19 protein-coding genes and 1 pseudogene are annotated in these 17,681 nt (G+C 71.7%); 11 read left to right on the plus strand and 9 right to left on the minus strand.

Annotation, left to right across the window (positions count from 1 at the left end):
* Position 1: 1 nt before the first annotated feature.
* The 3 genes from AB0B66_RS07750 to AB0B66_RS07760 all read left to right on the plus strand — a co-directional run bounded on the left by AB0B66_RS07750 (position 2) and on the right by AB0B66_RS07760 (position 1,501).
* Entirely contained in the window at positions 2-448 is a 447-nt protein-coding gene (locus AB0B66_RS07750; protein WP_360524552.1) for a hypothetical protein, read from the plus strand.
* Positions 449-698: 250 nt separating this feature from the next.
* Complete coding sequence (locus AB0B66_RS07755) at positions 699-1,220, plus strand: hypothetical protein (RefSeq protein WP_360524554.1); 522 nt, start codon at positions 699-701, stop codon at positions 1,218-1,220.
* 68 nt (positions 1,221-1,288) lie between these two features.
* Positions 1,289-1,501, plus strand: a complete 213-nt coding sequence (locus tag AB0B66_RS07760) for a hypothetical protein (protein ID WP_360524557.1) — start codon at positions 1,289-1,291, stop codon at positions 1,499-1,501.
* Positions 1,502-1,529: 28 nt separating this feature from the next.
* On the opposite strand, the gene AB0B66_RS07765 is transcribed toward AB0B66_RS07760, so the two are convergent.
* Both AB0B66_RS07765 and AB0B66_RS07770 read right to left on the minus strand, forming a co-directional pair.
* A complete protein-coding gene (locus AB0B66_RS07765; protein WP_360524560.1) occupies positions 1,530-2,732 on the minus strand; it encodes a cation:proton antiporter in 1,203 nt (400 codons plus the stop codon).
* Positions 2,733-2,814: 82 nt separating this feature from the next.
* A complete protein-coding gene (locus AB0B66_RS07770) occupies positions 2,815-3,996 on the minus strand; it encodes a citrate synthase (protein ID WP_360524563.1) in 1,182 nt (393 codons plus the stop codon).
* A 68-nt stretch (positions 3,997-4,064) separates the two neighbouring features.
* Here AB0B66_RS07770 and AB0B66_RS07775 point away from each other — a divergent pair, with 68 nt between their 5' ends.
* Together AB0B66_RS07775 and AB0B66_RS07780 are read left to right on the plus strand one after the other, a co-directional pair.
* A complete protein-coding gene (locus tag AB0B66_RS07775; RefSeq protein ID WP_360524566.1) occupies positions 4,065-5,198 on the plus strand; it encodes a citrate synthase in 1,134 nt (377 codons plus the stop codon).
* Between the two features lie 178 nt (positions 5,199-5,376).
* Positions 5,377-5,910: a hypothetical protein gene (locus AB0B66_RS07780; RefSeq protein ID WP_360524569.1), complete on the plus strand. Its 534-nt coding sequence runs from the start codon at positions 5,377-5,379 to the stop codon at positions 5,908-5,910.
* Between the two features lie 65 nt (positions 5,911-5,975).
* Here the strand turns inward: AB0B66_RS07780 and AB0B66_RS07785 are convergent, their stop codons facing one another.
* Positions 5,976-7,286 (minus strand): hypothetical protein, encoded by a 1,311-nt coding sequence (locus AB0B66_RS07785; protein WP_360524572.1) that lies wholly within the window; start codon positions 7,284-7,286, stop codon positions 5,976-5,978.
* A 169-nt stretch (positions 7,287-7,455) separates the two neighbouring features.
* Between AB0B66_RS07785 and AB0B66_RS07790 the strand changes: the two are divergent.
* The 4 genes and pseudogenes from AB0B66_RS07790 to AB0B66_RS07805 all read left to right on the plus strand — a co-directional run.
* Positions 7,456-7,662: pseudogene (locus AB0B66_RS07790) on the plus strand (LysR family transcriptional regulator); the annotation flags it as partial.
* A 7-nt stretch (positions 7,663-7,669) separates the two neighbouring features.
* On the plus strand, positions 7,670-7,906 hold the full coding sequence (locus AB0B66_RS07795) for a LysR substrate-binding domain-containing protein (protein ID WP_360524575.1): 237 nt from the start codon (positions 7,670-7,672) through the stop codon (positions 7,904-7,906).
* Between the two features lie 142 nt (positions 7,907-8,048).
* Entirely contained in the window at positions 8,049-9,668 is a 1,620-nt protein-coding gene (locus tag AB0B66_RS07800) for an NAD(P)/FAD-dependent oxidoreductase (protein WP_360524578.1), read from the plus strand.
* A complete protein-coding gene (locus AB0B66_RS07805) occupies positions 9,665-10,807 on the plus strand; it encodes an aromatic ring-hydroxylating dioxygenase subunit alpha (protein WP_360524581.1) in 1,143 nt (380 codons plus the stop codon). Before AB0B66_RS07800 ends, AB0B66_RS07805 begins: the two co-directional genes overlap by 4 nt.
* 69 nt (positions 10,808-10,876) lie before the next feature.
* Here AB0B66_RS07805 and AB0B66_RS07810 read toward each other — a convergent pair whose 3' ends face one another.
* Positions 10,877-11,395 carry a YfbM family protein gene (locus AB0B66_RS07810; RefSeq protein ID WP_360524584.1) on the minus strand — a complete coding sequence of 173 codons (519 nt, stop codon included), beginning with the start codon at positions 11,393-11,395 and terminating at the stop codon, positions 10,877-10,879.
* Between the two features lie 22 nt (positions 11,396-11,417).
* Positions 11,418-12,035 (minus strand): hypothetical protein, encoded by a 618-nt coding sequence (locus AB0B66_RS07815; protein ID WP_360524587.1) that lies wholly within the window; start codon positions 12,033-12,035, stop codon positions 11,418-11,420.
* Between the two features lie 76 nt (positions 12,036-12,111).
* Between AB0B66_RS07815 and AB0B66_RS07820 the strand changes: the two genes are divergently transcribed.
* A complete protein-coding gene (locus tag AB0B66_RS07820; protein ID WP_360524590.1) occupies positions 12,112-12,723 on the plus strand; it encodes a hypothetical protein in 612 nt (203 codons plus the stop codon).
* A 124-nt stretch (positions 12,724-12,847) separates the two neighbouring features.
* Here the strand turns inward: AB0B66_RS07820 and AB0B66_RS07825 are convergent, their stop codons facing one another.
* The 3 genes from AB0B66_RS07825 to AB0B66_RS07835 form a co-directional block, all read right to left on the minus strand.
* The gene (locus AB0B66_RS07825) at positions 12,848-14,335 is read right to left on the minus strand and encodes a hypothetical protein (protein WP_360524593.1); all 1,488 of its coding nucleotides are present in this window, start codon (positions 14,333-14,335) and stop codon (positions 12,848-12,850) included.
* Positions 14,332-14,910 carry a SigE family RNA polymerase sigma factor gene (locus AB0B66_RS07830; protein WP_360524596.1) on the minus strand — a complete coding sequence of 193 codons (579 nt, stop codon included), beginning with the start codon at positions 14,908-14,910 and terminating at the stop codon, positions 14,332-14,334. Before AB0B66_RS07830 ends, AB0B66_RS07825 begins: the two co-directional genes overlap by 4 nt.
* Positions 14,911-15,203: 293 nt before the next feature.
* On the minus strand, positions 15,204-15,686 hold the full coding sequence (locus tag AB0B66_RS07835; protein WP_360524599.1) for a VOC family protein: 483 nt from the start codon (positions 15,684-15,686) through the stop codon (positions 15,204-15,206).
* 129 nt (positions 15,687-15,815) lie between these two features.
* On the opposite strand from AB0B66_RS07835, the gene AB0B66_RS07840 reads away from it, so the two are divergent.
* Positions 15,816-16,847, plus strand: a complete 1,032-nt coding sequence (locus AB0B66_RS07840) for a hypothetical protein (protein WP_360524602.1) — start codon at positions 15,816-15,818, stop codon at positions 16,845-16,847.
* Between the two features lie 63 nt (positions 16,848-16,910).
* On the opposite strand, the gene AB0B66_RS07845 is transcribed toward AB0B66_RS07840, so the two are convergent.
* Complete coding sequence (locus AB0B66_RS07845; RefSeq protein ID WP_360524605.1) at positions 16,911-17,600, minus strand: DUF4386 domain-containing protein; 690 nt, start codon at positions 17,598-17,600, stop codon at positions 16,911-16,913.
* Between the last annotated feature and the right edge of the window lie 81 nt (positions 17,601-17,681).

Consider the following 17,681-nt stretch of genomic DNA (forward strand, 5'->3'; position numbering starts at 1 on the left):
CATGATCACCATTCGGACCTTCCTGCGATCGGAAGACGGCACCTTCCTGCCCGTCGAGGAGCAAGTGCAGCCACTGAGCGACTCTGATTACATCGAAGGTGCAATCGAGATGAACATCAATGGCACCGAGATCATCGGAAGGTCCGAGTGGGACTACGTCGATCAGCTTTGGTCATATCTTGCGAGCATGGTCCACAGCCTGCGCAGTGAAGAGCGGGCGGAAACCCACTTTCCAGATCAACCGGTACTTCTCGAATTCGAGCGGCTGGGCCGAGACCTCCGAATTTCGTGTCGATCTGGCGACGTTGTCCGACAGGCGCGGACTTCTGAATCAGAACTCCTCGACACGTTGGCTTCAGCGGGTCGTTCGTTCTTCGCCAACATGTCCAGGCTGGTTCCGGCGAATGCCGGTAGCTATCGGCTGGCCGAGTCGATGCTGAGAAGGTAGACGTCGATACCTTTATGCCGGGCCGGAGGGTGCCGCCGCGAATGGGCGGCACCCTCCGGCGTGCTTGGGGCGACCGCCGAGCGCAAGCTTGGCTACCGACTTCGGCTGTTCAAGGAGACGCCTGGCTTCCGCGACCCGTGCAGGCGCCTGGGTAACCTCAACCCAGCCACCCGCGAAGGGACTCGGGTGATCGGTGCATGCGGGTGACGGCGAGGGCCATCGCCGAAGGAGAGGGCTTCCCATGGCATGGATGAGTGTCCGGGCCGGGCGAATCGCGGGTGCCGACCTCGTCTCCACCGTCACTCGGGACGATCTCGTTCCCGAGTGGGCGGACGTGGTGAGCCGAGGCTGGACGGTCAGTGACCGTGCGGTGCTCCTCGGTGCCTGGTACATGAGCTACCACGGTGATCGGTCAAGCTTCTCGGAGACCATGGACTACGAGGCCGCGGTCAACGGGCGCGGCATCCCCGACCTCGATCTGACGGTCGAGGGGCAGGAGAGGGCGGCGATGCTGTTGCGCCGGGGCGTGGCTTTCGCGTGGGCGGCGCTGCACGAGCAGCACCGCCAATTGCCCGAAGTCGAAGTGGCCGCGTACATATCCTCGGCCGGGACCCTGGTTGATCCGGACCACTTCACCGGGAACGTGACCTTCTGCGCCGTACGCCCAGGACAGCCGCCTTACATCGACCCGGCGCAGTTGACAGACGACATCGTCGTCTCGATCGCCACCGGCGACTGTGTGGGTCCACTACCGCACAGGCGGCGGTCCTAGCAGCCGGTAACGGTCGTCGCTGCGGGCGCTGGCCTGTTCGCCGGACCGCACGCCATGGAAGAGAGCCGATGACAATCTGTCCGCGATGCGAGCAGGGACTGCTTGAACTGGTCAAGATCAGCCGTTGCGAGCTGACCATCAAGAAATGCGCTGAATGCGATGCCGTCTGGGGCGCGGCCGTGGACCCCAGCCGCGAGACTTTCATTCAGTATCAGCTGCTGCTGGACGTTCTCGGAGAATCCGAGATCGAAATCCCGTACGAGGTGCTTCGAGAGTTATAGGTCGAGCGTTCCGGCCGGGAGGCTTGCGCTAGTGCGTGGAAAGGCCGGTCGATGTCGCGAGCGCGCGGCTGCGCCGGTCCCACCACCAGGCGAAGTAGCGGGCGGACAGCCCGTGGATGAGAATGCTCAGGCTGATCACGACGACGACCACGTCGGCGACCCAGTCCGCATCCAGGCCCGACAGCTGCTCCAGGGCGATGATGCCCAGCACCATGCTGTCCAGCCCGCGCGGCCCCCAGAACCCCAGCGCCCACCGCTCGCGCCACGGCACGTGGCTGCCCAGCAGTGACAGCGCCACCGGCAGCATCCTGATCAGGGTCAGCGACAGGAACGCGTACAGGAACACCCGCCACTCCAGGCCGTCCATGAACGCGGGCACGACCAGCGACCCGAACACGAACCACACCGCCGCAGACAGCACCATCGCGGTGTCCGACACGGTCTGCAGCGCCGCGTGCGGCATGTGGGGGGCGGTCGCGCGAGCCGCCAGCCCGGCCACGAACGCGGCGACGAACCCGTTGCCGTGCAGCACCTCACCCATCGCGAACGCGGTGATCGCCAGCGCGAGCAGCCCGACCCGGTCGGCCTCCGGGGTGCTCCAGCCGCGCTCGCGGGCTATCGAGAGCATCCTGGCTCCGCCGAATCCGACGATCAGGCCCGCGACCAGTGCGATGAGCAGTTCCAGCAGGACGCTTTCCAGGTCCGTGCTGGCGACGGCCCCGGCGAGCAGCAGCAGGACCAGCGGTGCGGCGAGGCCGTCGTCGAGGCCGCTGACGACGGTGATGGTGTGGCGCATGCCGGAGGGCAGACGTCGGTCGTGCAGCAGCGGCAGGATCGGGGTGGAGTCGGTGGCGGCGAGCACGGCGGCGCAGATGGCGCAGACCCACCAGCCGGCGCCGGGCAGCAGGGGGACGCCGGCGGCGAAGCCGAGCGCGACGGTCAGCGGGAACGCGATGAACAGCATGCGCATGGGTACGCGGCCGGTCTCGCGCAGCCATTGCACGCTGATCTCGGTGGCGTCGGTGAACAGGACCAGGGCGAGGGTGATCTCGATGAGGTGCCGGACGATGGGTCCGGTTACCTCGATGTTGACCAGGGGATTGCTGCCGTTGGTGAGGATGAGGCCGGCGGCTGCCATGGCGATGGGCACGGTGACGCTGTAGCGCTGGGCCGGCCGGGCGAGCACGGCCCAGATGACCAGGACCAGGCCGAGCATCAGTACGGCGAGCACGGGCGACTCCTCACCCTGCCCATTCTGGCGGTTTTAGTCCGTTTAGTGGTGAGAAGTCGGTGAGGACCTGCGGCTGCCGCGCTCAGCCGTCGGTGCGCAACGGTGTGGGGCCGGTGTACCCGCTGCTCCACCGGAAGCGGTGCGGCGGCTGGGCGTACTCCTCGATCGCGTGCGCGATCCACCCCGCGGTCCGGGCGATGGCGAAGACGACCTCGGTCGCGTCCGGACCCATGCCGGTGGCGTGGGCCAGCGCGGCCACCGCGAAGTCGATGTTCGGTCGCGTGGGTGCGGTCGCCGCGAGGTCGTCGAGGGTCGCCCGCAGGTCGTCGGGCGTGGGTGTCAGGTCGAGCAGGGCGGCGGCCCGGGGGTCGCCCTCGGCGTACAGCGCCTGCCCGAATCCGGGCAGGCGGCCGACCCGCAACTGCTCGGCCACCGCCGCGGCGGCGCCGTCACGCCGGGCCGCCTCGATCATCCGGTACACCCTCGCGCCGAGCGCGCCGTGCATCGGGCCGTCCAGCGCGCCGAGGCCCGCCGACACCGCCGCGTAGGGGTTGGCCCGCGTCGAGGCGGCGACGCGTACGGCGATGGTCGAGGCGGCCAGGTCGTGGTCGGCGAGCAGGACGAGGGCCGCGTTCAAGGCCCGCAGGCCGGCCGCGTCGGCGGGTGCGGCGGTCAGCCGTGACCAGAGCCGGGCGGCGAGCGTGCCGTCGGCGGGTGTGCCCTGCGCGGGCAGCGCGTCGACCATCGTGGACAGCAGGCGCGGCGCCTGTGCCGCGACCGTGGCCGGGGCGAGGTCGAACCGCAGCGGATCCATCGCGGCCGCGACGGCGACCACGACGGGTAGCCGGTCGAACAGGCGGGCGTGCGGCGGGAGATGCCCGCTCGCCTCGCGTGCCCGCCGCAGCGTCTCCGGGGGCGCCTCGAACCTCGGCGCACCCATCCGGCCGGTCCAGAGCCAGTCGGCGACCTGCTCGAACGGGGTGTCGGTCAGGTCGGCGGCGGCACGGCCCCGATAGAACAGCCGCCCGTACGCGATCAGGGTGATCGCCGTGCGCATCGCCGGGGCGGCGTCGCGGTCGGGCCGGGTGGCCTGGTTGCGCGAGGCGAGCCGTTCGACGTCGGACAGGCGGTACCTGCTGATCCGCTCGCCGGGCACCTTGACCCTGGTCAACAGTCCGCGGCTCACGTACGCGTAGATCGTCTCGGGCTTGATGCGCAGGCGCTGCGCGACCTCGGCGGTGGTGAGCAGCTGTTCCTCGGCCATGTGGGCATGGTCTCACATTGACTGAATCAACGTTGACCAGCGGTCGACCGCAGGACGAATCTGCTGGCATGACTGACACCGTCACCGTCCCGCGCGGGCTTGCCGGAGTGGTGGTCACCGACACCACGATCGGCCACGTCCGCGGCCTCGAAGGCTTCTACCACTACCGGCAGTACTCGGCGATCGACCTCGCCGGCCGCCGGACGCTCGAAGACGTCTGGGCGCTGCTGATCGACGGCGCGCTGCCGCCCGACCCGGCCGCGCTGCCGGCGGAGGTCGCGCCGCTGCGGCACCTGCCCGACGCGGTCGCGGCCGCTCTGCCCGCGATCGCCGCCGCCTCGTCGGCAGTGGACCCGATGGGCGGCCTGCGCGCCGCCCTGGCCGTGGCCGGCCTGGCCGCGGGCGCACGCCCGCTCTACGACACGTCGGCCGCCGAGCGCCGCGCCCAGGCGATGCGCCTGTGCGCGATGACCCCCACACTGCTGGCCGCGTTGTACCGGCTGCGCCTCGGTCTGGAGCCGGTCGCCCCGCGCGACGACCTGCCGCACGCCGCGAACTACCTCTACATGATCACCGGTCGGGAACCCTCCGACGTGCACGCCCGCGCGATCGAGCAGTACCTCATCGCGACCGTCGACCACGGCTTCAACGCCTCCACCTTCACCGCCCGGGTCATCGCCTCCACCGGTGCCGACCTGTACGCATGCATCGGTGGGGCGCTCGGCGCGCTGTCCGGCCCGCTGCACGGCGGGGCGCCCAGCCGGGCGCTGGACACCCTGGACGCGATCGGCTCGGTGGACCGCGCCGACGACTGGCTGCGCGTCCGCATCCTGTCCGGGGAGCGGATCATGGGGTTCGGGCATCCGATCTACCGCACCGAGGACCCCCGGTCGCGCCTGCTGCGGGGCATCGCCCGCCAGCTCGGCGGCGACCTCGTCGACTTCGCGGTCTCGGTCGAAGCCCGCGTGCTGGCGCTGCTGGCCGAGCTCAAGCCCGGCCGTGAGCTACACACCAACGTCGAGTACTACGCGGGCGTGGTGATGGAGCTCTGCGGGCTGCCACGGGAGATGTTCACCCCGACGTTCGCCGTCAGCCGCGTCATCGGCTGGTGCGCCAACGTACTGGAGCAGGCCGAAGACTCGAAGATCATCCGTCCCGACTCGCGGTATGTGGGACAGGTGCCGCCTCAGCCCGTTCCCTGAGCAGAGCCGACGGGACCCGGGTGGTGATCCGACGGCCGATGCCGGAGGGAGCCACCCGGGCCGCCGGCCGCCGATCCGTGGATGCGGACGCCCTCGGGCAGGCGCAACGGGAGGAACATGCGGACGTCGTCGAAGTGCAGATCCTCCACGGCGACGGCGTTAGGCAGACGGGATCCAGATGGATACCGCCGACCACGTCTGGATCGACCACAACACGATCACGCGGATGAACGACGGCCTGATCGACAGCCGCAAGGACACCAGCTACCTGACGATCTCCTGGAACGTGCTGTCCAGCAACAACAAGGCGTTCGGCATCGGCTGGACCGAGAACGTCACCGCCCGCATGACCATCCACCACAACTGGATCAAGGACACCAACCAGCGCAACCCCAGCACCGACAACGTGGCCTACGCCCACCTGTACAACAACTACCTCCAGAACGTCGCCTCGTACGGCAACTACGCCCGCGGCGCGACGAAGATGGTCCTGGAGAACAGCTACTTCGACAACGTCAAGGACCCGTACTACCCCGATTCGACGGCGCAGCTGCGCCAGAGCGGCAGCATCTGCGTCAACTGCACCGGCAAGCAGCAGACCCTCGGGTCGGCGTTCACGCCGAGCAGCTTCTACTCCTACACCCTCGACGCGGCAGCAGACGTGCCGAACCTGCTGCGCACGTACGCCGGACCGCAGGCCGACATCGGCTGAGCCCGGACCGGACCGGCCGGCACCGCCCTACACGGTGCCGGCCGGCCCGCCGCTCCGCCGGTGGGTCAGCCGGTCACCCGCCACAGGGTCAGGCCGCCGGCATCGCCCGGGCACACGACGATCCGCGGCGCGAACGCGCACCGGCTCAGGGGCACGGCCGCGGGCAGCTGGGTCAGCTCGACGCCGCCCGGGGTCAGCCACCCGACCTGCCGGGGGTCCTTGCCCCGGATCAGCACCGTCACCGACGTGGCCGAGCCCATGTGCAGGTCCCAGTCCGTGAGGTCGGCCAGCGGCCGGGCGGTCGCCGCGTCGAGCAGCGCGAGGACCGGCAGCCCGTTCCCGCGCGGCTGCGGCCCGGCGACCAGCAGCCCGAGCGGTGTCGGCACGACGCTGCTGCCGTTGGGGAAGCTTCGGCGCACCTTGCCGGTGGCCTTGTCGACGATCGCGACCGAGTTCGTGTCGGCCTCGTCGGTCGTCGGCAGCGTCGACGTGCACCAGTGCGCGCCGCAGTCCGCGCGGAACAGGTACGGTGCGGTGAGCGCGACAGGTGCGAGGTCGGCGGTGGTGTACCGGGCTGTCGACTTCACGCCGCCGAGCGCCGTCTCGATGGTCAGCTCGTCGCCGAGGACGTTCAGGTCGGTGGGCACGGCCCCGCGCAGGTCCAGCCGATGCCGGCGCAGCACCGTCCCGTCGTGCAGGTCACGCTCGGTCAGCTCGCCGTCGCGCGCCAGCGTCCAGATCGGTATCGGACCCCGGCCGCCGACGGTGGCCGAGAAGTCGATCGCCGGCAGCACCTCCCGCATGTCCCAGCGCGGCTGCCCGGTGCGCAGGTCCCGGACGGTGACCTGCATCGAGGTCCGGTCCTGGCCGGTCGACCAGATCGCGACGGCCACCTCACCGAGCGGCGTAACGGGCAGCCCGTCCTGCCATCGGATCACCCCTGCGACGACGTCGATCGCGTAGGTGGTCCGGCTGCCCGTGGCCCGGTCCTGCATCTCCGTCAGGATCATGCCGGGCACCGCCGTGGCGGGCGTCATGCCGCTGCCCGCCGCCCCGGGCAGCGGCAGGCTCCAGGCCGGTGCGCCGTCGTCGAGCCGGTATCCGGCGAGCCGGTCCGCGTCGCGTACCAGCAGCAGATCGTCGACGATCCGGAAGTCGCCCTGCGCGGTGAACGCGATGGCGGCCAGCTCGCGCAGCAGGCGTGCGGGCACCGCACCGCCGAGCGCCAACAGCAGGACGGTTGCGACGGCGGCGGCGACCGGCCGCAGCATGGGGCGCGTGGCGGGATGGTCGCGTTCGGACGGCTGCTGCCGCCAGCCCGCGCCGAGGTCGATCGCCGCGGTCGTGGTCGAGGCCGGCTGCTGGTACACGGTCACCGCTTCCTGGTCGGCCGGAGCACCCGCTCCGGCGTGCCTGCTGGGTGGTGAACGCCGTGGCGCGCATCGGCGGTTGTCGTCGCCGGGGCCGGTGCCGCAGCCATGAGCCTTTGGGTAGCCTGGCCGCCTGCGGCAACGAAGGCGGCGCTGCGCAAGGGGCGGGGTGCGGGTGGAGTTACGGGACATCGAGATCTTCTCGACGCTGGCCGAGGAGCTGCACTTCGGCCGGACCGCTGAACGGCTGCACGTCTCGCAGGCCCGGGTGAGCCAGTCGATCAAGGCGCAGGAGCGGCGCATCGGCGGCGCGCTGTTCGAACGGACCAGCCGCGCGGTGACGCTCACCCCGCTCGGCGCGCAACTGCGCGACGACCTGCGGGTGGGTTATGACGCGATCCTTCCACGAGGTGCTGCACGCCGTGGCGACCCGGCAGGCGCTGGCGCCGCTGGGTTCGCACTACGCCCGCTACTACTCTCACCCGGGCATCGTGCTCCTGCCGGTCGAGGACGCGCCGTTCACCGAGTGGGCGCTGATCTGGCGCTCCGGTGACCTGTCTCCGCGGGCAAGCGCGTTCGTCGACGTCGCCGTGCAGCGGGGACCTCGCAGCTTCGATCCCCGTTGACCGGCGGTCCCGGCCCGCAGGTTCGGGCTGGGTCCACGGCCGGCCGCGGCTGGTCCCGGCCGCGACAACACCGACGGTAATGAATACCGCGTGGTGAAATTGGGTCTTCCCAACTGAGTGGTCAGTCAGTCAAACTCTCAGCGTGACGCATGACGTGATCATCATCGGTGGTGGGCACAACGGACTCGTCGCCGCGGCGTACCTCGCGCGGGCCGGGCGGCGGGTGGTCGTGCTGGAACGCCGCCACACCGTGGGCGGCGCGGCCGTGTCCGAGCGCCCGTTCGGCCCCGACTTCCTGGTCACCTCCCTGTCGTACGTGGTCAGCCTGCTCCCGCCGGACATGGTGGCCGACCTGCGCCTGGCCGAGCACGGCTACCACGTGTACGAGCAGGGCCCCTACTTCGCCCCCCGCCGCGACGGCCGCCACCTGCACCTGGCGAGCGACCCGCAGCGCCGCCACGAGGAGATCTCCAAGTTCTCCAAGGCCGACGCCGACGCCTATGAGCGCTGGGAGTCCTGGCTCGGCGGGCTCGGCGCGAAGGTCGGCCCGCTGCTGGACGCGATCCCGCCGAAGCTCGGCAGCAAACGCCCCGGCGACCTGCTCGGCCAGGCGGCGCTGCTCAAGACGCTGCGCAACATCGACGTCCGGGCCGCGTTCGACCTGACCCGGCTGTTCACCGCCAGCGTCGCCGACCTGGTCGAGGACCGGTTCGAGTCCGACGCCATGCGGGGCCTGCTGTCGGTGTCCGGTGTCATCGGCACCTGGGGCGGCCCGCGCAGCGCCGGTACAGCGTTCGTGACCCTGCACCACCACCTGGACCAGACCGGCGGCCAGTCCGCGGCGTGGGGCTTCCCGCGCGGCGGCATGGGCGGGGTCACTGCCGCGATGGCCGCCTCGGCCCGCTCATTCGGCGCGGAGATCCGCACCGAGACCGCCGTGGCCAGCATCGACACCAGCGGCGGGCGGGTCACCGGCGTGACCCTGGAGTCCGGCGAGCAGCTCACCGCCCCCACGGTGATCACGACCGCGCATCCGAAGATCTCGTTCCTGCGGCTGATGGACCGCGCCGACCTGCCCGGTGACTTCGTCGCCGACATCGAGTCGTGGCAGACCCGCTCCGGCACCGTGAAGGTCAACTTCGCGGTGGACCGGCTGCCGACGTTCGCCAGCCACCCCGAGTTCGACCCGGCGGTGTACGGCGGCACGATCGTGCTGTCGGAGTCCCTCGACGACGTCGAGACCGCGTTCCAGGAAGCCGCCGCCGGCCGGGCGGCGACGCTGCCGTTCGCCGACGTGTGCATCCCGTCGGTGTTCGACCCGACCCTGGCCCCAGGCTCGGACACGAGCGATGTCACCCGGCGCAAGCACGTGGTCAGCATGTTCACCCAGTGGGTGCCGCACACCTGGGCCGCGCAGCCGCACACCGCCGAACTGGACGCCTACGCCGACCGCCTCGTCGCGCGGATGGAGGCCGTCGCGCCCGGGTTCACCGACTCGGTCATCGGCCGTCAGATCATCGGCCCGCACGAGATGGAGCACGAATACGGCCTGGTCGGCGGCAACATCTTCCACGGCGAGCTGACCCCCGGGCAGATGTTCCACTGCCGCCCCGCGGCCGGCTACGCGGACCTGCGTACCCCCATCAAGGGTCTCTACCAGGCCGGTTCCGCCACTCACGGGGGTGGCGGAGTCACCGGTATCCCAGGCCGCAACGTGGTCCGGCAGGTCATGCGCGACACCGGCCGCCGGGGCCGGCGATGACCGCCGCGCCGCTGCCCGCCGACGGCCTCGACGCGGCGCTGCGGCCGTTCGGGACCTCCCGGATGCTGCCCGTGCGGGCCTACACCGACCCGGCGGTCCTGGCGTGGGAGCGGCGGCACCTGTTCGCCGGATCGTGGACGTGCCTGGGGCGGCGGGCCCAGCTGGCCGAGGGCGGCAACCAGCACGCCGTGACCGTCGGCGACGTCGCCGTCGTGGTCACCGTCTCCGACCAGGGGGTACGGGCGTTCGCGAACGTGTGCCGGCACCGCGGCCACGAACTGCTGCCCGACGGCGGCGCCTGCGAACGCCGGGCGATCGTGTGCCCGTACCACGGCTGGTCCTACGACCTCGACGGCACGCTGAAGACCGCGCCGCGCATGGGCGACGACTTCCCCGCCAAACAGTTCGGCCTGGTCGAGCTGCCCGCCGTCGACTGGCACGGCTGGGTGTTCGTCAACGCCACCGGCACCGCGATGCCGTTCGAGCAGCACCTGGGCACCCTCGACGCGCTGGTCGCGCCGTACGCGCCGCAGATGCTGACGGTCAAGGCCGTGCACCGCTACGAGGTCGCCGCGAACTGGAAGGTCATCGCCGAGAACTACCACGAGTGCTACCACTGCCCGCTGATCCACCCGGAACTGTGCGCGGTCACCCCGCCCAACTCCGGCGACAACTGGCACGAACCCGGCCACTGGCTCGGCGGTTCCATGGAACTGCGCGAACACGCCGAGACGATGTCCCTCGACGGGCGCTCGCAGGGGGTGATGCTCGACGGCGTCGACCGGCGCACCGTGCGCTACCTGGGCCTGTTCCCGAACGTGCTGCTGTCGCTGCACCCCGACTACGTCATGGCGCACCGGATGACCCCGCTCGCCCCGGACCGCACCGAGGTCGAATGCCTGTGGCTGTTCGACGACACCGTCACCGACCCGTCGTACGCGGTCGACTTCTGGGACGTGACGAACCGGCAGGACTGGGCGGCGTGCGAGTCGGTGCAGCGCGGGCTGGCCTCGCCGCACTACCAGCCGGGGCCGCTCGCGCCGAACGAGACCGCGATCTACGACTGGGTCACGTTGCTGGCGCGGGCCTACCGCGATCCCTCGGGGGTGCTCGGCCGCTCGGCCCCCGACGCAGCGTGACCGCTCGTCGGGAACCGGATCACCGCCGCAGGGCCGTTCCGCGGACGCTGTCCGACGGCTACGACAGGGCTAATCGAGCCAGCAGATGATCGCGTCGCCATCCTTGGCCGCCAGGGCGAAGAACTGCTTGACCCCGGGCAGGCAGTGGGCCGTCCAGGTCAGCTCGCCGAGCCGGTCCGAGATGTCGGGGTAGATCTCGGCCTCCACCAGTTCTGCCTGGTCGACGTCGCGGATCAGGTCGTCCTCGGTGATGTCGGCGAGTTCGGCGGCCGCGGCGGCGACCTGCCCGGGCGTGAGGTAACGCGGCGGCCCGTAGCCCCAGTCGACCTCCCACGCGAGGAAGCCGTGCTCGTTGACGACCTCACCGACCGACTCGTCGATGAACTGCTCGGCCCCGGACACGATCGGAATGCCGAAGCCGCACCGGAACAGCAGGTAGGCCAGGGAGTGCCACGCTTTGCCGGTGCTGTGCGCCCGGTCGGCGTCCTCGGACAGGTCCCGGGCGTGGGCATAGGCCCAGTCGAGGTCGTCCTTGGCGCGCGCCAGTTCAGCGGGCGTCACCCGCAGCCAGTTGCCGTTGATGCTCACCGGCGCAGGGTAGATCACGCAGCTACCGGGCGGACGCCGTGGTGCAGGTGCTCAGGATCTGCGTCGTGTCCGGGTCGAAGGTGTAGCGGCGGGGCGTGTTCGGGAGGAAGTCGTCCTGAACCTCGAACGTGTCAGCGGAGACGAACGCGGCCCCGACCGGAATGAGCACGCAGAGCACAGGGGACTGCCTGCTGTGTACGCCATCGACGCTGCGCAGCAGCAGGCGGTCGTCGTCCTCGTCGAGCACGATCTGGTGGCGGCCGTCGGCGGAGCCGGCCAGGACCCGCTCCTTCGGCGCCGACCAGAAGGACGCGACGGTGAACACCAGGGCGACTGCCCCCAGTACCGCGGTGAAACACGTCCAGGCCATCCAGCTGCGGTCACGGGGGTGGTCCGACCACCGCGGGCCGTGTCCTCGCCAGCGCAGGTGCAGGAGGTAGACGCCGAAGGGCAGCGCGACCCAGAACATGGGCGCGTGGTCGAGCCAGCGGTCGAGCAGGACCAGCCGCCACGGATTCCAGGAGCCGACGATGCCCCCGACCGCGAGGGTCGCCGCGGTGATGAACAACGTCCATGCGACCCGCCGGTGGGTGGCGCTGACGGGTACGGCGTCGGAAACGGGCAGGTCAGGTGTAGCCATGCGCGAGATTATGGGTCAGGTCGTCAAGGCTGTCTGCCCCGGCGGCCACGTGACCTTGATGTGTACGATCCCGGCCGTGACTGCCACCCCATCCCCTCGGACCGGTGATCAGCGCGCGGTGCTGAGCCTCGCCGTCATCGTGATCACCATCGGCGCGACGATCTGGCTCAGCACATTGGCCGACGAGGTCCCGCTGCTGCGCGACGCCTACCAGCGTCTGCAGAGCACCGGATACGTGCTGCTGGCCGTGCTCGCGGTCGCCACGCTCGCCAGCGCAGCGCTGCACCCGTTCTGGGCTCGCAAGGCGGGACGATCGGTGCGGCTGGGCTGGGTCAACGCCGCCCTGGTGCTGGCGTACACCGTGCTGGTCGGGCTGCTGGCCTGGTATGTCGGCCCGGACGTCCCCGCGCACGTCAGCAGCGGTCGCGGCGGCGGCCTCAAGGGCAGCTACCTGGCGTGGCTGATCGCGGTACTGCCCGCGCTCGCCGTCGTCGGCTGGGCCGGCTGGCTGTTCCCGCCGCTGCCCGAGGACAGCGCCGCCGCAGCTGCGCTCGAGGCGGAAGGCCGGGTCCTTCAGCCGGCCCGGCCGCGCCGGTTCTACCGCACGGTGCTCGGCACCGCGGCCGTGTGCTGGGCGCTCGGCGTCCTGCCGTTCCTCTTCCTGATCCTGGCCGTGGTCGTCGCCTAGGCCTGCCCGCGTCGGCGGCCGCTGCCGGGTGAGTCCGGTGTGCACGGCAGTCGACGCAGGGCGGGTCGGGGCGCGACGACGGCGTCGGCGGCGGATCTGCCGCCGACGCCGTCGTGGGCGCTGTCTACTGGGCGGCTTGCTCCCTCCGGCGGACCCGGCGCCGCATCGACCAGGCCCCGGCGGCTGCCAGCAGCAACGGCCCCCCGCAGGCACCGACCGTCAGCCACAGGAACAGGTTCGGCGGCCCGTAGGTCGCCGGTTCCGCCGGGCGCAGCGGGTCCGCCAGCCGACTCGTGGCGATCTCGATCGCCGACACACCGGCGGGCAGGGTGAGCAGCCGCGACGGCGTCGCCCGGCCCAGCGTGAACACCTCGACGCCCCTGTCGACCTGCACCACGAGCTGATCCGGCGCACGCCAGCCCTGCACGCGGACGGCGACGTCGGCGGGCAGCGGCGCGAACGCCCCGCCGGTGACCGTGGCCCCGGTCTCCACGTCGACGACCCGGATCTCGGTCGGGCTCGTCGGCTGGCCGCAGCCGACACAGGCGGTGCGGCGCACCATCGCCAGCAGCCGGCCGTCGGGGCTCCACGCCGTGCTGTCGCCCAGCCGCCAGCCGTCACGCGGCCAGGTCACCGGCTCGCCTCCCGCCACCGGATACACCGCGACGCGGTCGTCCTGCTCGACGGCGAACCGCGACCCGTCGGGTGACAGGGCCGCCGTGGCGCCGCCGCCCGGCTCGGCGTACGCGATGGTGCGCAGGGTTTGTCCCGACGCCAGATCCTGCACCTGCCAGCGGGTCTGCGCGCCGTCGGCCGGGTCGTATGCCGCCCGGGCCACGCGCCGTCCGTCGGCGGACCACGCACGTGGAACGGACTCCCACCCCTGACCGCGCACCTGCTTCCCGGTGACGAGGTCGAAGACGCCGTAACCGCCCGCGGACAGCAGGCGGCCGTCCGGCGACAGCACCGGCCACGTGCTGGCCAACTCCTCGTGCACCAGCTGTTCCAGCGGGTCGCTGAACACGTCCAGCACGCGGTAGCGGTCGCCGTCGGCGGCCAGCATGACCACCCGGCCCTCCTCCAGGTTGCCGTGCGTGGCCCGGCCGCTGTACACCAGCGCGACCGGACCCGGCGGCGACTGCTGCAGTTCCGCCGCCGACCACCACTGGTCCGGCGCGGCCAGCCGGTCGGGCAGGCCGACCCTGCCCCGCGGCTCGCCCCACAGCGCGGTGCCGGGCGGCGCGGCCAGTATCAGCAGCACGCCGACCACCGCGGCCGTGACCAGGCGGCGCACCAGCGACCGGCGCGGCAGGTCCCGCCACAGCACGGCCAGCAGCACCAGCAGCACCGCCAGCAGCGCCCAGCCCAGCGGGCCGCCCACGCCCGCGCCGACCAGCCCCGGCAGCACAGTCGGGGCAGCGGCCTCGACCGAGGCTAGACCGCTGCCATGCACGATCTCCAGGCCGATGACGGCGACCGTGACCGCGAGCAGCCCCGTCCCAGCCAAGCGGCGGCGGCGTGCACTGCGGCGTGAGCGGACGAAGAAGCCCTCCGGCAGTGCCGGCGGCGGCTCCGTCTCGGCGACGGCGCGCAGCTGTTCACGCAGACTCATCGGGTCACCACCTTCTCGTCGTGGCCGGTCGTGCTCACGCCGTCCGGGTCGCTGAGCAGGCTGGCGAGCTCGGGTGCGAGCTGGCGCAGCCGTCCCAGGGCGTGCCGGGTCTGGCTCTTGACCGTGCCGGGCGTGACGCCGAGCAGGCGCGCGGTCTCCTCCTCGGTGCAGTCCTCGTAATAGCGCAGTACCAGGACCGCGCGCTGTTTGGCGGTGAGTCGGCGCAGGGCCTGCGCCAGCACGATCCGGACCTCCGGTTCGCCGGAGGTCGCGGACGGCTCGGGGGTCGCGTCGACGAGCACCTCCGGGATCCGCCGCTGCCTTCTGCGCCACCAGGACACCGCCTGGGTGTAGAGGACCTTGCGCACGTAGGCCTCGGGCCGGTCCAGCTGGTCCCAGCGCACCGCGGTGCGTTCCAGTGCCGTCTGCAGCAGGTCCTCGGCGTGGTGCCGGTCGCCGGTCAGCAGGTACGCCGCGTGCCACAGCGACGCCGTCCGGGCCCGGACGAACTCTTCGAACCGGACGGCCCGGTCGTCTGGTGTGCCCGGTTCGGGCAGCGTCCAGTCATCGCGCATCTCGCCACTCCATGGTCAGGTGGACGCCCGCGGTGCCGGGTCCGGGGGGAACCGGAGCGTACTTTTCTGCGACCACGGTTGGTCCGCGGGCGTGCCGGAAGAGTGGTGTTCGACGTTCCGGTGGTTGCAGGGGCTGTACGCCGCCGGTCCTCAGCCCGGCAGCGGGAGACGAATCCAGGTCAGGCCGTCGGTGGTGGACTGCACGAAGCCGGCTTCGCCGGCCGACCCATGGGCCCGTTGCCGGGGGTGCCGCGGTACTCGCCTGGCGGCGGGCACCGCGGGTCGCGGTTTCGTCAGACGACCTCGCGGCCGATGCTGCCGCGGACCATCGCCGACCACTCGGCGTCGGCGTCGATGTCAGCGCGCCGGGGTTCGGTGAGCACGACGACGTTGCCGTCGGGGTCGGTCAGGGTCAGGTCGTCGCTGCGCCACGGCGTGGGGGCCGGTCCTTCGGCGGTGCCGCCGCCTGCCGCGGCCAGCTCCGCGGCGCGCTGCCGCAGGTCGTCGCCGCCGGCCGCCATCGTGACCCGTCCGGTGGCGGCCGGGACGCCCCGGGCGGGCACGAGCAGGATGTCCTGGTATCGCTGTCGTCGCAGGTGGACCAGGGCCGTCGACCCGCCGGGGCCGGGCATGGCCGCGAGGACCACGAACCCGGCGGCTTCGTACCACCTGGTCGTGGCGGGCAGGTCGGCGGCTTCGAACTTCACGAACGCGGGCATCGGGTAGATGTCGCGGTCGATGTCCGGTGCGGGCCGGGTGGCGGGCTGCGTGGTCATGGCATTCTCCTGTCGCTGGTGAACCGAGATGCCTCGACGGTGCCGCCTCCCGCCACGTCAGGGTCAAACTGTTTCGCTGACGGGTGACCTCGGTAGGCGATACCACCTGAATGCTCCTACTCTCCGAACATGGGGCAAAAGCACCTAATAGCCTTTGTGGAGGGCGGCACCATGCACGCCGACGACCTTCGTCCACGGCGGACGCGGCGCGGGGCGCTGCCGACCGTGGTCCTCGCCGCCACACTGCTCGCCACCCCCGCCGCCGCGCAGGCCACCCCCGACCCGTCGACCGGCCCGGCCGCCACGGTCCTGCCACCGGCCGCGACCGCCGACCCGGGCCCCTGCCCGCCGCTGACCCGCTTCCGGCCGCGCGACTTCGGCGACCCCGCCGACCTCGACAGCCCCCACCAGCCGCTGTCGGCCGGCACCGAGATGACCCTGCAGGCCGTCGCCAACGACGGCGGCGCGCTGCTCCCGCACGTGGTCATCCTCACCGCCACCGACCTCGTCAAGAACATCGACGGCGTCTGGGCCCGAGTCCTCTGGCAGCACGAATGGCGCGACGGGGCCGCCGTCGAATCCGCGCTCGTCTTCCAGGCCCAGGACGACCACGGCAACATCTGGCAGCTGGGGGAGTACCCGGAGCTGGTCGACAACGAGCTGCCCGCCGGTGCGCCCGAGACCTGGATCGCGGGTGTCGCAGGCGCCCGCGCGGGGATCGTCGTGCCCGGCGACCCGGACCGCGACGAGCCGCCGTACCTGCGCGCCGGAGCGCCCGCGATCGGGCTGCTGCAGTGCGGCCTGGTCATCCAGACCTCCGCCGACGAGGTCTGCGCCCCCGCCATCTGCTACGACGACGTCCTGGTCGTCGAGGAGTTCAGCCCGCTGCTCGCCCCGCCCGTACGCCGCTCGTACGTGCCCGGCATCGGCCTGGTCGCCGCCGCGCAGGCCAACTCCGACGGCGAGACGCTGTTCCTGTCCGGCAGGCGCAGCCTCACCGTCGCCGAGCGGCTCGCCGCCGACTGGGAGGCGGTGCAGCTGGAGGACCGGGCGTACGAGACGAGCGAGGTCTACGCCGAGACGACGCCGATGCGCTTCAACGCGGGCGACGGCGACGCCGTCGCGGTGCGCCGCCTGATGGCCGACCGGCTGCGGCACTGAGCTTCACCGAGGCAGCGGCGCCGCGACCCAGCGCGGCGCCGCTGCGTTTCTCCCGCCGGCGCGTCAGGCGGTCGCGACCTGCGGGGTCACCGCGGCGGCCCGGTTCGACACGCCTTTGACCAGCAGGTAGCCGACCATCCAGAGCTCACCGACGGTCGCGGGCACGACGAGAATGGTGACCGCGACGGGCATGTCGGGGACGAGCACGGCGGCCAGGACGCTGAGGATGTAGCCGACGCCGCCGGTGATGAGGATCCAGCCGAGCGGGCGGGGCATGTGGCCGGAGTGGATGGCCAGCCATCCCATCGGCATGAGCCACAGGCCGAAGAACAGGCCGCCGAGGGTGAACGCGGCGCCGCTGAGGTCGTAGAGCAGCAGGGCCTGGGCGGCCGATGCCGGGTCCGCGCGCAGGGCGGTGTCGAGTGCGGTGGTCGTGCACATCGCGGAGACGAGGGCGATCACGGAGTTGACGAGGCCGAACGCGGCGACCGATCCGGCGGCGACGGGTGAGGTGGGGCGGAAGAGTCGCCAGAACCAGACGGCGGTGGCGGCCTGGGTGCCGACCATGGCGATGTCGGCGACGATGCCGAGGCGGGCGAGGCCTTCGTGGGCGATGAGGTTCGCCGCGGTGCGGGCGGCGTCGTCGGGCACGTAGAGCCGCTCGCGGATGAGCAGGAAGCCGATGAAGCCGGAGACGGCGAGACCGAGGTAGGCCAGGCCGGTGATGCGGGCGGTGCGTTTCACGTCTGTCATAGGGCACCTCCAGGGATGGGTGGTGACGTCGGGTGGGTGCGCGTCGTGGCTGCTCGGGCACGGTGAGGAGCGGACCGTCGA

This window comes from Catellatospora sp. NPDC049111 (assembly GCF_040648615.1).
Classification (GTDB): Bacteria; Actinomycetota; Actinomycetes; order Mycobacteriales; family Micromonosporaceae; genus Catellatospora; species Catellatospora aurea.

What these genes read in the sequence shown, in the direction of transcription:
- AB0B66_RS07840 (WP_360524602.1), top strand. Translation starts at nt 15,816, where the DNA reads ATGGGGCAAAAGCACCTAATAGCCTTTGTGGAGGGCGGCACCATGCAC.
- AB0B66_RS07780 (WP_360524569.1), top strand. Translation starts at nt 5,377, where the DNA reads ATGGATACCGCCGACCACGTCTGGATCGACCACAACACGATCACGCGG.
- AB0B66_RS07750 (WP_360524552.1), top strand. Translation starts at nt 2, where the DNA reads ATGATCACCATTCGGACCTTCCTGCGATCGGAAGACGGCACCTTCCTG.
- AB0B66_RS07770 (WP_360524563.1), bottom strand. Translation starts at nt 3,996, where the DNA reads ATGGCCGAGGAACAGCTGCTCACCACCGCCGAGGTCGCGCAGCGCCTG.
- AB0B66_RS07775 (WP_360524566.1), top strand. Translation starts at nt 4,065, where the DNA reads ATGACTGACACCGTCACCGTCCCGCGCGGGCTTGCCGGAGTGGTGGTC.
- AB0B66_RS07835 (WP_360524599.1), bottom strand. Translation starts at nt 15,686, where the DNA reads ATGACCACGCAGCCCGCCACCCGGCCCGCACCGGACATCGACCGCGAC.
- AB0B66_RS07755 (WP_360524554.1), top strand. Translation starts at nt 699, where the DNA reads ATGAGTGTCCGGGCCGGGCGAATCGCGGGTGCCGACCTCGTCTCCACC.
- AB0B66_RS07830 (WP_360524596.1), bottom strand. Translation starts at nt 14,910, where the DNA reads ATGCGCGATGACTGGACGCTGCCCGAACCGGGCACACCAGACGACCGG.
- AB0B66_RS07825 (WP_360524593.1), bottom strand. Translation starts at nt 14,335, where the DNA reads ATGAGTCTGCGTGAACAGCTGCGCGCCGTCGCCGAGACGGAGCCGCCG.
- AB0B66_RS07805 (WP_360524581.1), top strand. Translation starts at nt 9,665, where the DNA reads ATGACCGCCGCGCCGCTGCCCGCCGACGGCCTCGACGCGGCGCTGCGG.
- AB0B66_RS07795 (WP_360524575.1), top strand. Translation starts at nt 7,670, where the DNA reads ATGACGCGATCCTTCCACGAGGTGCTGCACGCCGTGGCGACCCGGCAG.
- AB0B66_RS07845 (WP_360524605.1), bottom strand. Translation starts at nt 17,600, where the DNA reads ATGACAGACGTGAAACGCACCGCCCGCATCACCGGCCTGGCCTACCTC.
- AB0B66_RS07815 (WP_360524587.1), bottom strand. Translation starts at nt 12,035, where the DNA reads ATGGCTACACCTGACCTGCCCGTTTCCGACGCCGTACCCGTCAGCGCC.
- AB0B66_RS07760 (WP_360524557.1), top strand. Translation starts at nt 1,289, where the DNA reads ATGACAATCTGTCCGCGATGCGAGCAGGGACTGCTTGAACTGGTCAAG.